Source organism: Ruegeria sp. F5 (assembly GCF_056533845.1).
In genome coordinates, this window is record NZ_JBQFOU010000001.1 from 350,161 (window position 1) to 366,535 (window position 16,375).

Here is a 16,375-nt window from a genome sequence, read left to right on the forward strand (position 1 = left end):
CCCTTTCAGCCTTGCGACACCGCGCAGATGGCACAGGTGTGGTTGCGCAGGGACAGACATTCCAGTAGGGCATTCGCTCATCAGACCATATGGTTGGGCAGGGCATGACAAAAAAATATCTGATGGTGGGAGCCGGGCTTTCAGGTGCCGTAATCGGGCGCCATTTGGCCGAAGCCGGGCATGATATCACCATAGTCGACAGCCGCGATCACATCGGCGGAAATTGTCATACCGACCGCGATCCTGACACCGGCATAATGCTTCATGTGTACGGCCCACACATTTTCCACACGGATGATGACGAAGTGTGGGGCTACGTTAACCAGTTTGAAGAATTCCTGCCTTTCAAAAACCGGGTTAAGACAACCTCTTGCGATCCAAATGGCAAGCGGAGCGTTTTTTCGCTTCCGATCAACTTGCACACCATCAACCAGTTTTTTGGCAAGACAATGCGGCCGGACGAGGCCAAAGAATTTATTGCCGAAGAACAGGCTGATAGCAGCATTGACGATCCACAGACGTTTGAAGAACAGGCGCTGCGTTTTGTGGGCAAGGATCTGTATGAAGCCTTTTTTAAGGGTTACACGATCAAACAATGGGGCATGCACCCGTCAGAGCTGCCTGCTTCCATCCTGAAACGTCTGCCGGTGCGCTTCAATTACGACGACAATTACTTTTTCCACAAATTCCAGGGCATGCCCAAAAACGGCTATAGCGCGATGATCCAGGCGATACTGGACCATCCCGGAATCACGGTTCACCTGAACACAAGCTTCACTCGCGCGATGGGGGAAAGTTTTGATCACGTGTTCTATTCCGGCCCGCTCGACGGGTATTTTGATTTTGAACTTGGGCGGCTGGGGTATCGGACGCTCGATTTCGAACGGTTTGATTATGACGGGGATTATCAGGGATGCGCAGTGATGAACTATGGTGAGGAAACCGTTCCTTACACCCGCATCACCGAGCACAAGCATTTCGCACCCTGGGAAGAACACGAAAGCTCTGTCTGTTACCGTGAGTTCTCGCGCTCGGCAGAGGCCGGAGATATTCCCTATTACCCAATTCGTCAGGTCAAAGAAAAAGAACTGCTGAGCGCGTATGTTGATCTTGCCAATGCCACACGCGGCGTGACGTTTGTGGGTCGGCTTGGAACGTATCGCTATCTCGACATGGACGTGACAATCCGAGAGGCCCTGGATACCGCCCGTGGGTTCGAAGCTAAAGTGGCAAATGGCGAAGACGCGCCTGCGTTTTTTGTCAAGCCTGTCTAGAAATCAGAGTGCTTTGGCGCCCTGGCATCTTGCGTCGGCGGCCCGGTCGGAAAGCACATTCAATGCCAAGAACTTTCAGTCCCGAGGTTTTTCGAGATGACTAAAAACGCAATCGTTTTTACAGCCAATACCATGCACGTGGCGCAAGCCAATTTGATGATTGATTCCCTGTTCGACCCGGAAAAAGGTAATTTCAAAGGGGACTTGTGGGTCATCTCCACCCATCTGAGCGCAGGGTGCCAGGAATACCTTGAAAGCCGCGGTATCCGTTATCTGATCAATCCACTTGCCAGCTTCCAGAACTGGAAATACCGCCGTGACATAGCGCGCTCGCAGCCTGAATTCCTGCGTGGAAAACTGGAAGAAGACGATGCATTTCTTTTGTACCGCAACAAGAGAATGAGCAAGCTGATCATCAATGACTGGGTGGAAAAGTTCGGCGGAAACTATGACGCTGTGGCGCTGTGTGACAACGATCTGTACTTTCAGCGTGACGTAAACGACCTGTTTCAACGTTCCGTGCAGTCTGATCCTGACGTTTTGTGGTATTGGCAGGAAGAAAACAGCAACTTACCGGGCACCAACCTGTGGATGAAAAACGCCCACTATTCCCGGCTTCATGCAAGCGACGGGTTGGATTTTGGCCAGCATGAAATAAACATCGGGTTCGTAATCTCTTCCCCCCGAACAATGCGTTCGATTTTCCGGCGGGTCGAAGCGCTTTTCTCGAGTTGTCACATCGAACTGTTCCGGGACTGCCTCTGGCACGATCAGGATCTTGTGCGGTTGATCCGGGCCCAGGATCCCAAGCTGTTCCGCTTGTTTGAGGAAGGGGATATTCTGCATCTGTGCAACGGCGGGGAAAATCTGCTGGACGAGCGCAGCCCGCAAGAGTTCTTTCACAAGAAAACCAAAGAAAAACCGTATGTTGTACACTTCGCGGGCGGCGCGTGGGGGGCCTATCCGTCAATCGCGCCGTCCTATCTGGTCAACGAAAACGCATATTTCTTTATGGAAGAGCAAACGGAACGGTTTGATGAAATCCGCCGGTTAACCGATTACGACCCGTTTGACGCCCCGTCGCCGTTGTTCACCGAGCACAACATAAAGACCAAAGCCGCTGCACGCGCAGAATGGATGAAGCTGACGGCCGACAGCCAAAAGAAGCGAATGCTGTTCTTTTCCTGGCTCGACACTGGCAGCCATCGTCCACTGCGCGGCACATTGACGGATTTCCTCAACAACAATGCCTTTGACTTGGCGGTGATCGACGGAAACGTACATGCCAATGACAATGACGGGCTGATCTCCGAGGATTTGCCCGATCTGCTGGCTCATGTGACACGCACCGTTTTTGACAATCGTTTTGGCCGTCAGTTTGGATACAAACGAAGCGATATCCCAGAAGACGCAATTGCCAGCGCGATCGCCGCGTTGGTCAAGGAATATGGGTGTTCGCAAAGAAATGCCCGCGCGGTGGCAAACGCGGCATATATTTACCTAAGCAAAGCAATAGCTTATTACAGACCGGATGTGGTTGTTGGCTGGGGCGCGTATCTGCTGTGCTCTCGAATCCTCAGGCAAATCTGCAAGCAACGCGGCATCCCGTTTCTAACCATGGAGCTTGGCGTTCTTCCTGAAACGCTGGCCTTTGACTGTCTTGGTCATATGGGGGAAAGCTGGGTCGCCCGGAATGTCGATGCCTTCAACGCATTGCCCCTGGCGGATGCGGATAGGTTGGCCGCCAAAAACTACCTCGAGAAAATCCGGCGTGATCGGCCATCGCGGAACGTCAAGGTCGATGTTTCGCCAGCCGCTTCTAACCAGCTTTTGAGACTGAAAAACTCAGGAAAAAAGGTTGTCGCCTATATCGGCAGTAATTGTGCGTTTTCCGGCCATATGCCGTACGATGACAACGCCCGTACGTATCATTCCCCCTTTTTCCGCGATAATGACGATGTGGTCCGCAACTTGTCCGAGGCATTTGCGAACGATCCGGACATCCACCTGATCTACAAGCCCCATCCCATTTCGATCACGCGCGGACTGGACCTTGAAGACGAGTACCCCAATGTGACGGTCCTGAAGGACGTTAACCTTGATGACTGCCTGCAGATTGCCGATCTCGCGCTGGTCAAGGTTTCACAAGGAAATTACGAAGCACTGATGCGGGACACTCCTGTCCTGATGCTTGGGCGCAACCAGTTGAACGGGTCCGGCGCGGTTTATGAACTGAGCGGCAGGGATGCTCTCAGAGACGATGTTCTGAACGCGCTTCAGACCGGCTTAACATCGGCGCAAAAGACATCATTCGAAGAGCACGTCGCGCGGCTTTTGAAGTATTATGTTTATTCCGTTTCGGGTGCAGAATTCGGCCGCCCGCAGTCGCAAGTCGCGGAAGACATTGTGGCGTTGCTAAACGCATCCGGGCCTGCGCATCTGGAAGCCGAACAGATTGCCCTGAACGCGCATAACAAGGCTCCGCAACTGGTCGAGGGAACGCCCGCTCTTTCGATCATCATGCCGGTCTTTAACGGCGAGCAATATCTGGCCGATTGCATCGGATCGATATTGTCACAGAGTTTTGGTGACTTTGAACTTCTCTGCGTGAACAATGGCTCCACCGACGGGTCGCAGGAAATAATGGACTATTTTGCCCGCCGGGACGCGCGTGTAAAACCGCTTTATCAGGAAGAACCCAACCAACGCTCGGCTCGCAACCTTGGGGTGAAGCACGCCAAAGGCGCGTACCTGCACTTCTTTGATTGCGATGACCTGCTGGTCCCCACCGCGTATGAAGAACTGCTGTCAGCGATGCAGGAAACGCAGGCTGATGTGCTGTATTTCTTTTTTGACGAGCTTTACAACGTTTCCAAGACGGGCCGGCCCAGGCATCGCGAATTTCAGAACTATTTGCCGCAGCAGGGGCTCTTTGCGATGGAAGAGCAGCATAAACGTCTGTTCGCGCAGTATCCCTTCCCTTGGGCAAAGGTGTTCAAGGCCGATTTCTTTCGCGACAAGGACCTCTATTTCGATCTCGATTGCGCCAATTTCGACGATAACCCGCAGAATTTGCGCACCTTGCTTTCGAGCCAGAACATTTTTGTTCTGAACAAGCCGTTCTACAAGTTTCGTATAAACCAAAACTCAATGACCCAATCGGTCAATCCGCGTGTGATCGGAATGCTGGACGCTGTCCGGCTGATGAATGAAATTTATACCAAATTCGGGCGCTACGACGAGTTCCAGAAATACTACGTCCCTTACAAAATTCACCTTCTGCACTTTGCCTGGACCCGGTTGCCGGAGGATTTGAAAGAGGCCTATCTGGCTGACATTTCAGGCCTGTTCCTTCCGGGAGACGATGAGTTCTTTGAACGTGACGACCTCGCGTCGATGTTCTCTTACATGTCGCAGGGAAAAGTCGAATTTATACGCTCCGCTTTGCGCGGCGAGGTTCCGAAAGCTGTTTCCGGGTCGCGCAATACTCTGTCGGATGGCGGTTCACGGAATACCGGCTGGATGCGCCCAAAGGCAGACAAGTCAAAGAAGCATAAACGTATCTTTAGGTCCTCGAAACGATATGCGCGCGGATTGGCCCGTTCCTTGAAACGCGCCTCTCGCACTTTGCGGGGCCGCCACAAATAGGAACCGTGGAAGCTTTTTACGCCATTCAAAACAGAGGTCTGGATACCGGACAGAGCAGGGTTCGGTCGCCAGCCCCAAGCAAACCGAAAACCGGCCATCAGGACTTCCCAGACGCAACGACAATTGACAGATAAATTGCGCATAATCCCGCAATCGCACCTTGCGCTGGGTTGAAGCACCAGAAAGCTGCCTCTATCACCACCGGAAAAGGAGAGTGCGAAGAATGAACACCAAAGTGACGACGCCCTACGAAAATCTAGGTGAAGCTTTCCCATATGAAAAACCCGATTACAGTGTTTACGACCCCTTTCTGGGTTACTCGAAGAAGAATAACGCGATCCCAGGCTATGATATTTGGCCGCAGGGAGAGGGATTGAAAGACAAGGATATTGTCATTCTCACGATCGGAGGCTCGACAACTGACTTTGGGAGCGCACGGTGGCCGGCGTTTCTTGGGGATATCCTGATTGATCAAGGGGTTAACGCCGTCATTCTGAACGGCGGTGTTGCGGGGTATTCGTCCAGTCAGGAACTCATCAAAGTTCTCAGGGACCTGCCGTCCATCAAGCCTGACCTGGTTGTCTCACTGTCCGGAATTAATGATTTCACCTGGGGGCATACGCGCCCGGAGTATCCGCTCTTGCACTCGTACCAACGGCGCGTCGCAGAATACCTTTGCGAGTCAACAGAGGCGTTTGGCGACTGGGTTGGCGGACTGCCCCATCGCGATGACAAGAGCGAGGTCTGGCTGCGCAACATGCGATTGATGCAGGCGCTGTGTGCCGATGCGGGTACGCAGCTGTTGTGTTGTTTGCAGCCGACAATGATCTTTGGTGACTACAACCTTGATGAACAGGAACGAACGAGCATGCTGGAGCCTTTTGCCAGCAAGTACATGAATGACGGAAGTATCTACCGGGATGTAGCAATCGGCTTCTACAATTCCGTTCGCGACCAGTTGCAGTCACAGCCGGATAGCTATGCGCATTGTTGTGATCTGAGCCTACTGTTCGACGGTAAGGTCAAGTTGTACCGGGATTACAGGCACCAGAATGAGGCTGGCGACCGGGTTATCGCCCAGGCAATGGTTCACGAAATGGGCAAACGTTTCGACATCAAGGGGCTGAAGAATGAGTGATGCGCTCGACAGGCTATGGGAAAAGTCCAGATCTTTGGGGTCCGGCAACGCAGATGCCAAGCCAAGCCAGACTGGGTGGAGTGTGCGGGATTCAGATGAATCCGTTGTCCTCCACGCCCGGGACCTGCCTGAGAACTTCAAGGAAGCGGCGGCCCTTTTCCACACGATGGGCAGGACGGGCGCGGCGGCGTTCCTGGAAGAATGCATCAAGATTTCATCTGATGAAGATGAGTATCGTTTGCACACGCCCGTCAGCGCGCTTTTGCAATACAAATATCCCCTCTACTGAATAGAGAACGAAAGAACATCATGGCGATAATTGGTATTTCTTGCTTTTACCATGACGCTGCTGCGGCGTGTGTCGGAAGCGATGGTTCGGTGCTGGCGGCTGCGCAGGAAGAACGCTTTACCCGCAAGCGTCACGATGCCTCCTTTCCGTCCCACGCGTTAGAGTACTGCGTCGCTCAGGCGGCAGCGCATGGCGAAAGCGTTGAGAAGATCGTCTTTTACGAAAACCCGCTTCTGAAATTCGACCGAATTGTCGAGACCGTGCTTGGCCTGCCTTCGGACGGCAAAGAAGAGTTTGACGAGGCGATGTCGCGCTGGTTGGGCGGCCATTTGTTCCAACACAGGGACATAGAAGAAAGAATCTGTAGCGCTGTCCCGGATTTCGATTGCAAATCGAACCTGATGTTTGTCGAGCACCACACCGCTCATGCAGCAAGCGCGTTTTTTCCGTCGCCTTTTGATCGGGCTGCCGTGCTCACGCTGGATGGGGTTGGTGAACATGCCACCGCAAGCCTGTCTTTGGGCGAAGCAAACAAGATATCGATGCTCAAGGAAATGAAGTACCCGAATTCCCTGGGCCTGCTTTATTCAGCCTTCACGCATTTCACCGGATTCAAAATTAATTCGGGTGAGTATAAAATGATGGGGCTCGCACCCTACGGTGACCCGGTTTTTGAAAAACAAATCCGGGATGAGCTTATCTCCATCAACGACGATGGTTCGTTCGAGATCAATCAGGCGTATTTTCAGGGTTTCTCCAGAAATGATCTGGTTGCGGAAAAGCTGGGAAGGCTTTTTGGCGTTCCACATCGGGACGCCGACTCTTTGTTGACAAAAACCTATGCCGATGTCGCAGCTTCCATTCAACGCGTGGTCGAAGATATTGTTCTAAAACTCTCGGCCACAGCACTTTCGGAATTGGGTTGCAGCTCGATCTGTCTTGCAGGGGGGGTCGCCCTGAATTCTGTTGCAAATGGCCGGTTGTCTCAGGAAGTCGGTGCAGGAAACCTTTGGGTGCAACCAGCAGCAGGCGACGCGGGCGGGGCACTTGGGGCCACGCTTTACGGGCATCATGTGGTTGAGGGGAAGGAACGAGAGGTTGTTTCCCAATCTGACGGCATGTCAGGGGCATATCTGGGGCCGGCCTTCGATGCCGACGATATTCGTGCGCGGCTCACAGCTATGGGCGCGAGTTTTACGGAATTGCCGATGAAAGAGCTGCGCGAAACAATCGCTTCGGAACTGTCCAATGGAAGTTCCGTGGCGTGGTTTCAGGGAAGAATGGAATTCGGCCCGCGCGCGCTTGGTAACCGGTCCATTCTCGCGGATCCACGCTCGCGCGTAATGCAACGCAAACTGAACCTTCAGGTGAAAAAGCGGGAATCCTTCAGACCGTTTGCACCGGCGGTATTGGAAGAGTTCACCGGCGAGTGGTTTCAATTCGATGGCGCAAGCCCGTACATGTCGCTTGTCACGCAAGTGAAGGAAGAACATTGCACCAAGGACAGCGGCAACAAAGCCACCACCGACGAAGGTCAGGACATCCGGCCCGAAACGGATCACAGTAAGATCCCTGCGGTAACTCACGTGGATTATTCGGCCCGGGTTCAGACCGTTAGTAAGAAAACCAATCCAGAGTTTCATGCCCTGATCGAAGAGTTTCGGGGGCTCACCGATTGCCCGATTTTGGTTAACACCAGCTTCAATGTCCGAGGCGAGCCAATCGTCTGCACACCGGAGGATGCATTCAGGTGTTTTGTGAATACCGATCTGGATCATCTGGCCATAGGCCCGTTTCTTGTCAGCAAGAAAGAACAGGACCCGATTGTGTGTTTTCGGTATTTTCAGAAGTTCGAAGACGACTGAGCTGCGCCCTAATACGCAACGGATTTTCAACCGGGCGTCTCGACACAGGAGTCAATGGGGAAGATTCTGTTCGCAAATACATGGCCTTGCGAACAGCAAATTTACCTTCTTTCCCAGAGCTTAGTTTTCGATATAGGCCTCTCTGAAGCGTCTTGTGACACTCCAGATCATCGGTTTCTCCACGTGGCGCTGGTCGTGCCGCCAAGCCAGATGTCGCGGCGAGTACGTGACCATTTCGAAACTGGGGAAATAGTCGACATCCTCGTGTTCGCTTGCGATTTCGGTCGCAACGGAACGCAGGGTCGATTTCGAATAGGAGTTTGCAACAATAATGTCCTGATCCGTGAACGTGCGCAAAAGGGGCACGGGCGACACCGTCAGGATGATCTTCGGATCACGCTTGGAATTGGCCCGGATCAGGTCCAGCAATCGATTTACACTCTTATAGCTTTCGGCAAACCCGGTATTTCGAAACTCAAAACGGCCGGTCCGTTTGGCAAAACGCCAGTCCGCGGGCGCATCGTTGAGAGGCGTGTTCGTCTTGGTGTCCCACCAAGTTTCAGTCAGACCGAGCGTTATGAAAATCACATCGGCGTCCGCAATTTTACGAACGGTTTTGCGGACCGCTTTGGTCGTTTCCAACTGGCCTTCGGCCGAAAGCTCCCCCACCTGATGAAGTTGAGGGTTCCAGAGTTTACCTTTGTTCAGTTCGATCAGTCCGTATTCGGGCGGTGTGTCGGAGAATGCACGCTCAATCTCGATTTCCATTGAGTGCGGGTTAAACTTGGTCATCACTTCGCTTCGGAAGTAAAAGATGCGCTCTTCGGCCTCGGGTGGCAGTTCAATATCAAGCGACAACACCGGATACCCTTCCTTCAGAAGAGCTGCTTCGATATTGCGCGCGAAACAGGAACCGATAGCAAAATAGCTGGCATCCTTGGCAAGCTTGAATTTAGGATGAAAGGCGATGTCCACGAAATCATCCTGAACCAGCCGGGTGCAGGCGTCATGCGGCGCGTGCCCCTCGGTCTTGAACTTTTCGTCCAGTCCGCGCGACCATTGCTTGTAGTGACGCTCGACAAACGAAGTCGCAGCGCCAGGCATGCCGGATGAGCCCGGAGGTAAATCACCTTTGGGCTTACCAGAGGTCCCTCGGGTCCATTGCTTGTAACGACGTTCGATGAAAGAGATCACGGAGTTTATCCTATCAAGTAAAACCAGAGGCTCGGCGATTAGTTTATCCTACGGGCGGAACGACGGGTAGAAGCTGTTTTTTCACTGTGCGCCAAACCGCTCAAGAAGTTCCGTCTGGTCTGGGAAAAAATACAGTGCGTCCCGGTCTTGGTCCGAGAAATGCGCCCGCAGAACCTTATGGCATCGCTCCGACGTGTCGTCCGCGTTGGGCAGGGCTTGTGCGGTACGCAGGTTGTTCCCGATCTGATGCAGCATGAATGTCCGAAAGTTGAGAATGAACTCCAGAGAATACGCATTCCGCTGGTTAAAAAACCCACCAAGGATTTTAGCAGCCGTGAGCAGGCCGTCGATCCTTTTGACCAAAGTGTCCTGGTTTACCGAGTTGACAATACTGTCATCGCGGAACCGGTAGTTCAGATAACTTTCGGTTACGCTCGACACGCGCTTGGACAAATGCACCAGCCGTGGCGTGGTGGCCACGTCCTCGAAAAGGATCGGCGGATAGGCAATGCCATTGTCATGGAAAAGCCGCGTCCGGTAGATCTTGTTCCAGGCCGCGCCGACCAGCCGAGGACCCTCGCCAAACATTGAATGCATGACAAAGCTATCCCGCGTACCTGCAGATTTCGGATAAGAACCTATGTTGTTGCCATTTTTGATGCGACGCGCAGAACACTGGACAATGTCAGCCTTGTCGCGATCCATCACCGCCCAGAGGGTGGCGAACATTTCGGGATCGACCCAATCGTCGCTGTCTACAAAGCCGATAACCTCACCCGTGGCAGCCTGGATACCTGTATTGCGGGCGGGCCCCAGCCCTTGATTTACACTGTGGGACAAAAGACATACCCGGTCGTCACCAGCCATATAGTCCCTTACGATATCGACTGATCCATCCGGTGTTCGGTCGTCCACGCAAATGACTTCGATGTCTTCATGCGTCTGCGCCAGAATCGAATCCAGGCACTGCCGCAAATAGGCTTCGGTATTGTAAATGGGAACGACGATTGAAATCTTGGGCATGTCACGCAGCAATCAGGATTGGAACAGGCTTTCAAATTCAACTTTTGGGAAAGCTTCAAGATGGGTTCCGGGCGAGGCGTTTACGATCTCGATGCCATTTTCCCGGCCCCAGGCTGCTGCCGCTTCATAGGCCCGGGTCATCTTGTCTATATCAGGCATTTCCCACACCTGGCCATTTTTGAAGTTAGTGTAATCCTCGGAAAAATGGTTCGAAAGGCCCTGGCCTGACCATTTTTTGTCGTCGTTCACATTGTTTTTGGGAATCTGATAGCTGTGATCGACCCCGACCAGCACGATTTTGGTAAAGCCCATGATGGCGGCGACCTGCAGCAACCCCACCGTGACGGTGAACCCTTCATGCAATGCGGAAGGATCGTTCGAGAAAGAACATTGCCGCGTGTAGTCCAAATGGAACGGCACCACGTTGTCCAGCCGGGCAATATCGAAATGCCGCAAGATCGTATAAGGGATGAATTTGATCATCTCTTTCGGCAGGTTTTCGCAGAATTCATCGGCACTTTGATCGGCCAGGATGCGATCCTGGACCATCCAATAGTCGTAGGAAAACCCCCATTTCTCAAACCCGATGAAGGCCCGGTTGGCGCCGAGCGTCACCTCATCCTTCAGGCGGGACATGTCGATTTTGTTGAGCGAAGGGCCGTTGCCCACGACAAAACACCTCTCTCCTGCATGGCGGCCAACAAAATCGTGCAATGACCGGCCATAAAAGCCGCGAAAGAGGCTTTCAAAGGTGCGGTCGGACAAAACGCTTTTGTATTTTAGTTTGTTAATCTCGTTGGTGCGGTTCTGAACCGTCTTTTCCAGCGTCTTCACAGTTTCCTCCAACTGCGCAATACGCTGTTCGGAAGACGCAGAGGTGCCTGCCCCGTTGCCGCCGATTTGTGAGCTTTTGAAAAGCTTGCTGAACATGATGCGTTTCACCCTTAGTCGCTGTAGCGGTCAGACTTCTGCGGCGTCCGCAGGCATGTCAGAACCCGCCATCCTGCTAGCGCGGTGTTTGGCGTAGATCACGCCGCTATAGTCCTTGCCAATGAAATCCATGGGTGCCGACTCGGAGTGTTCGCCAAACCACAAGGACTTGCCCACCTGAAAATCAAACGCAGCATCATCAAGGACATCGATAATATCGCGCAGCTTGTTTTTGTCTGGCTGGGTTTCCGAAAAATGATACTCGCAAAAGAGGTTGCGCACGTTGCCCAACTTGTCGCGCGCAGCGTCCAGTACCTCGGCCTCGTTACCCTCGATGTCGAGCTTGAGGAAATCCACCGGCGTCTCCAGGTAGCTACTCAATCCTTCCATCGGAACATCAACGGCGTTGTTTTCCATTTCCTCGGTGATCCGACGCGGAGCAAGCGAGGCGGCCATACTGTCAGTGTCACTGAGATAAAGCCTGGCAGAGCCGCTCTCGGGACCGAGCGCCGCTTTCACCAATGTCACATCGCTTAGGTTGTTACGGTCAATGTTTCTGCGCGCCACTTCGTAGCACTCTTCGTTGGGCTCGAACGCAACCACATGCGCATTGGGGTAGATCGCCTTGAAAAACAAAACGGACAGGCCAATGTTGGAGCCGCCATCGATAATCCGATGGGGTGCGTCGAAATCGTGCGAAAAAATGTACTCGCGGCGAAAGATCAGTTCATTGAGCTGAATCCAAAGTGCCTTGGGATCAAGGTACTCTACATCATAGCCCCATAGTTCAAGGGGTTTGCCTTCTTCAAGAACATTAGGGTATTCGCTGAATACATCCTTGAGCTTGGGCAATCGGCGGGGTTTGTGACTGGGGTCAGCCAAAGCCGCGCGCAGATCGGCCAATGAGGCTTGCCCTGCCGGAACGTTCTCCTTCGCTTTGGACAAAGCCTTGATATCCAGGCTAAGGCTGCGGTCAGAACTGCGTATAGCTTGCAGCAAAAACTCGCTGCGTTCCAACTGGCGCGTTTGAAGACGGTTCAGGCCTTGCTCCAAAGCTTCAAGCTGGCGAGACATCGTTTCTAAACGCTGTTCGGTGAAGTTCGGGCGGCGACGCCCCTCTCGCAAAGATCTGAATACCTGTCGAAATGAGGGCATAGGGGGCCATTCTGCTACGGGCGCGCGGCCTGAGGGCCCGCTCAATTGGATGCTGCTTAGCAACAAAGCAACGATCGAACAAGTGGCCAGCGGCGACGGGATTGGCATCCCCAAAGCAGTATGACGCCGGTCAGGATTTCACATCGCGTAAGCTTGCAGTTCTCGACTTCTGAGCGCTGCAAGCCCGCTTTCGAACGCGATGAAAGGACTATGCCCGGCTCAAAGGAAAAAGAACTCCTCCTCGAGAACACCGGGAGAAAGGATATCTGCATCCTGCCCAAATTCTGAGTCCGCGATACTGTCCCAGATTTTGGCCCTAGCGTTTTCAGCACCGGGGAGCCCATTGTCGCTACTGTCCATCACACGCAACACAGTGTCGCCTTCTTCGATGCCTACATCTATGTTCGGGATGAAGTCGAATTCGAGATCGTCCTGTGGGTCGTCAACGGCCAAATCGGTCTGATTGGGTGGCAATAGTTCGGCTTGACTGCTGACCGAGACCTGAATGGGCTGATTAGCGGCAGCGGCCCCAATCGAGCCACTTCCGTCAATATCTACGCCATAAAAACTCTCAACGCTGGCGACGTCGCCGACGGCGGCGCCGCTGACAAGCTCACCCTGACTGTCCAGCGTCCATTCATAATAGCCGCCGGAACTGCCCTGCCACAGCACGCGGTACCCGCCGCCAGAGGCTTCGACCTGAATCGGTGTCCAGCCGGGAATGGAGTCCGGTCCCATGGCCTCCCCGTTTCGGGTAATCTCTGTAGAGCCGTCGATCAGGTACATGCCCTGCGTCGACAAGAGCAGTTCGTTCGATCCGTTGTTTTCGACAGAAGTGTTGAAATGGCCGGTTTGACCGTCGTTGTTGAGGTCGACCCCGTAAAAGGCTTCGACATCGATGACATTGCCGACGGCGGCGCCGCTGACAAGCTCGCCCTGACTGTCCAGCGTCCATTCATAGTAGCTGCCAGAGTTGTTCTGCCACAGCACGCGGTAGCCGCCGCCCGAGGCCTCGACCTGAACCGGTGTCCAGCCAGGGATGGAGTTGGGTCCCATGGCAACCCCGTTCTTGGTGATCTCCGTAGAGCCGTCGATCAGGTACATGCCCCGTGACGACAACAGCAATTCGTTCGATCCGTCGTTTTCGACAGAGGTGTTGAAATGGCCGGTCCGACCGTCGTTGTTGAGGTCGACCCCGTAAAAGGCTTCGACATCGATGACATTGCCGACGGCGGCGCCGCTGACAAGCTCGCCCTGACTGTCGAGCGTCCATTCATAGTAGCTGCCCGAGTTGTTCTGCCACAGCACGCGGTACCCGCCGCCAGAGGCCTCGACCTGAACCGGTGTCCAACCTGGGATGGAGTCAGGCCCCATGGCCACGCCGTTCTTGGTGATCTCAGTGGAGCCGTCGATCAGATACATGCCCCGCGACGACAAGATCAGATCGTTCGATCCGTCATTTTCGACAGAGGTGTTGAAATGGCCGGTCCGGCCGTCGTTGTTGAGGTCACCCCCATAGAAGTTTTCGACATCGATGACGTTGCCGATGGCGCTGCCACTGATGATTTCACCCTGGCCGTCGAGCGTCCATTCATAATAGCCGCCGGAACTGCTCTGCCACAGCACGCGGTACCCGCCGCCAGAGGCCTCGACCTGTATCGGCGTCCAACCGGGGATCGAATCTGGCCCCATGGCAACCCCGTTTTTGGTAATCTCCGTGGTGCCGTTGATCAGGTACATGCCATGCGTTGAAAGGATCAGCTCAAGGGAACCGTTGTTTTCAACCGACGACGTCGTGTGCCCTATCGTGCCGTCATTGTTGAGGTCCGCACCATAGAAGACCTCCCGGTCGACGGCGTTGGCAACGGCTGTCCCGCTCACCTGCGCCCCCTGACTGTTCAGGGTCCACTCATAAAAATCGCCGTTGTCGCTTTTCCAAAGCAGGTTGTAGCCGCCAGAGCCGTTGGATTGCGCCTGGATCGCAGACCACCCGTTTATGGTTCCATCGCCGACAACATCGCCGCTTTTGGTTACAACGATATCTCCCGAGTTGCCGCCCACAAGGTAGATCCCTTGATTGGCATGCCGCAGTGCTGTGCCGGTGGTTTCGATGTCCACGATCTGCGTTGCCGATGCCAGCTCGGACTTGGTCAGGCTGAGCGACCCGTTGGAGAACTGAAACCGCTCCACATCGTTTGCCACGGTAAAGGTCCGGCCTGTCAGGACATTGTAGAACTCGTAACTGCCGCCATTGGTGTTGAGCAGATAGTTGTTCATTCCGGCAACAAACCGAACGGTATCGACACCGACACCTCCGGTGAAGGATCCGGTGTTGTTTCGCACGACAGCGGTATCGTTGCCCGCATTCCCGTTGACCGTGTCCGCCCCTGTGCCATTGGCAAGGTAGATTGTGTCATTGCCGTTGCCGCCGTTGATTGTGTTGTTGTTGGACCCGTTGGACTTGGAGTAGATTGTATCGTTGCCGCCATTGCCATTCAGGACGTTTGACGCCGAGTTCCCGGTGATCGTGTCACTGCCCTGCCCCGCGTTATACTGTTCGATCACCGTATGGCGCATGATCGCCATGTTTCCGACCAGCCCGTAGACATCAGAGTATTCTTCGGCATTCAGATTCACGGTTTGGTTTTGGGTATCATTCGAGAAATCAATGATGTCCCACCCGCCGTCATCTACAATGTTGAATGTCACCGAATCTCCGATGCTGGAGATTTCGTCGTAAACCCCTCCGGCGGTTGACCCAACGCCGTATACCGTATTCGTATCCCTCAGATCATTCGTTCTGCCATAGAGTTCCCACATGGCCAGCACATCTGCGATCATCGGCGTGACTACAAACGCAAACGACGCGTTGGTAAACGTGTTCTCGGTTTGCGAGAAATAGGACATGACCGAGGTTTGCCAGCTGTCATCGTTGAAAAGATTGTCCTGCCCGAAAGTGGCGTTGCCGTTGTAATTCCCGGCGTGACCCAAGCCTAGCGCATGGCCGATTTCGTGAACATAGGTCTGGAAAGAATAGGTGTCCGTCCCGATACCATAGGACAGAACCCAGCTGGCGCTGATATTGATATCCACGTCGAACAGGGTGTTTTTTGTGGCACCAGGAAAATAGCGGGATGCGGCATAAGCCCCAGACAGATTGTCATCGATAGCGATCTGCGCGCCGAAGGAGGTTTCGGAAAAGCTGACCCCAGTCAGATCTTCCCACGTGGACAAGGCCAGCCGAGCCATTGTCTTTACCGCCGAAGGCAGGCCCGAAAGATTGACGGTAATTGAACTGGACGACCAGCTGGTCGCTTTAGTGCCCCCTTCATATACCAAATAGTTGGCAATCTGATCGTGGGAAGAAGGTGTCATGCTCTTTAGCCTTACTTATTGATTTCTTTGCTGGCAAAATCCAGGGCCAGCACCAAGGTTAACATATTCGTTCAAACAACCAGACTGACGCGGCAACTGTCGTGGTCGACGCGTCTGATACTCAAAATTGGCCTATTGATGAATCAACGTTGTGGCCAAAACAAGAGGGAAATGTGTCACAATCGGTGCCTTCCGCGATAACTTTGCCAATGCAAAGATGCCACAAACCGAACCCTGTATTTTTAAAGAAAAACAACCGATTACCAGATTTAACATCCAGCTTCACCCCCAAGAACAGCTGTGTGTCCGAGGTGCTAAAACGCTTTTACTATATTGTTCGTTTTTGTGTCCGGATAGCCATAATTTCCTGCTTGACCCGAGGTCATGGACAGCCCCTGCATGCGCGACGTCAAAGGATGCATACTCAAGGAAAGGAACCGACTGGGCCGATTTCGGTATCAACCGCACAATGAAGAAGTAACAC

At 53.5% G+C, this 16,375-nt stretch carries 10 protein-coding genes; 5 read left to right on the forward strand and 5 right to left on the reverse strand.

Translation table 11 applies throughout. From position 1 onward, the window contains the following. The first annotated feature begins 104 nt into the window (after positions 1–104). The 5 genes from glf (at position 105) to ACR0K1_RS01505 (ending at position 8,214) form a co-directional block, all read left to right on the forward strand. Positions 105–1,274 carry a UDP-galactopyranose mutase gene (glf, locus tag ACR0K1_RS01485; RefSeq protein WP_480611504.1) on the forward strand — a complete coding sequence of 390 codons (1,170 nt, stop codon included), beginning with the start codon at positions 105–107 and terminating at the stop codon, positions 1,272–1,274. A gap of 156 nt (positions 1,275–1,430) precedes the next feature. Then, positions 1,431–4,922: a glycosyltransferase gene (locus tag ACR0K1_RS01490; RefSeq protein WP_480848328.1), complete on the forward strand. Its 3,492-nt coding sequence runs from the start codon at positions 1,431–1,433 to the stop codon at positions 4,920–4,922. Positions 4,923–5,145: 223 nt separating this feature from the next. Next, on the forward strand, positions 5,146–6,060 hold the full coding sequence (locus ACR0K1_RS01495; protein ID WP_480848331.1) for a GDSL-type esterase/lipase family protein: 915 nt from the start codon (positions 5,146–5,148) through the stop codon (positions 6,058–6,060). Then, positions 6,053–6,349, forward strand: a complete 297-nt coding sequence (locus ACR0K1_RS01500; RefSeq protein WP_480611502.1) for a hypothetical protein — start codon at positions 6,053–6,055, stop codon at positions 6,347–6,349. Before ACR0K1_RS01495 ends, ACR0K1_RS01500 begins: the two co-directional genes overlap by 8 nt. Before the next feature lie 20 nt (positions 6,350–6,369). Next, positions 6,370–8,214 (forward strand): carbamoyltransferase family protein, encoded by a 1,845-nt coding sequence (locus tag ACR0K1_RS01505; protein ID WP_480611501.1) that lies wholly within the window; start codon positions 6,370–6,372, stop codon positions 8,212–8,214. A 120-nt stretch (positions 8,215–8,334) separates the two neighbouring features. Here ACR0K1_RS01505 and ACR0K1_RS01510 read toward each other — a convergent pair whose 3' ends face one another. From ACR0K1_RS01510 to ACR0K1_RS01530, 5 genes are all read right to left on the reverse strand, one after another. Continuing rightward, the gene (locus tag ACR0K1_RS01510) at positions 8,335–9,189 is read right to left on the reverse strand and encodes a GSCFA domain-containing protein (protein WP_480848334.1); all 855 of its coding nucleotides are present in this window, start codon (positions 9,187–9,189) and stop codon (positions 8,335–8,337) included. 300 nt (positions 9,190–9,489) lie between these two features. Further along, complete coding sequence (locus ACR0K1_RS01515; protein ID WP_480611499.1) at positions 9,490–10,431, reverse strand: glycosyltransferase family 2 protein; 942 nt, start codon at positions 10,429–10,431, stop codon at positions 9,490–9,492. Between the two features lie 12 nt (positions 10,432–10,443). Next, positions 10,444–11,361, reverse strand: a complete 918-nt coding sequence (locus ACR0K1_RS01520) for a 6-hydroxymethylpterin diphosphokinase MptE-like protein (RefSeq protein ID WP_480611498.1) — start codon at positions 11,359–11,361, stop codon at positions 10,444–10,446. A 30-nt stretch (positions 11,362–11,391) separates the two neighbouring features. Next, positions 11,392–12,516 carry an FkbM family methyltransferase gene (locus tag ACR0K1_RS01525; RefSeq protein WP_480848337.1) on the reverse strand — a complete coding sequence of 375 codons (1,125 nt, stop codon included), beginning with the start codon at positions 12,514–12,516 and terminating at the stop codon, positions 11,392–11,394. Between the two features lie 219 nt (positions 12,517–12,735). Continuing rightward, entirely contained in the window at positions 12,736–15,891 is a 3,156-nt protein-coding gene (locus tag ACR0K1_RS01530) for a M10 family metallopeptidase C-terminal domain-containing protein (RefSeq protein ID WP_480848339.1), read from the reverse strand. Between the last annotated feature and the right edge of the window lie 484 nt (positions 15,892–16,375).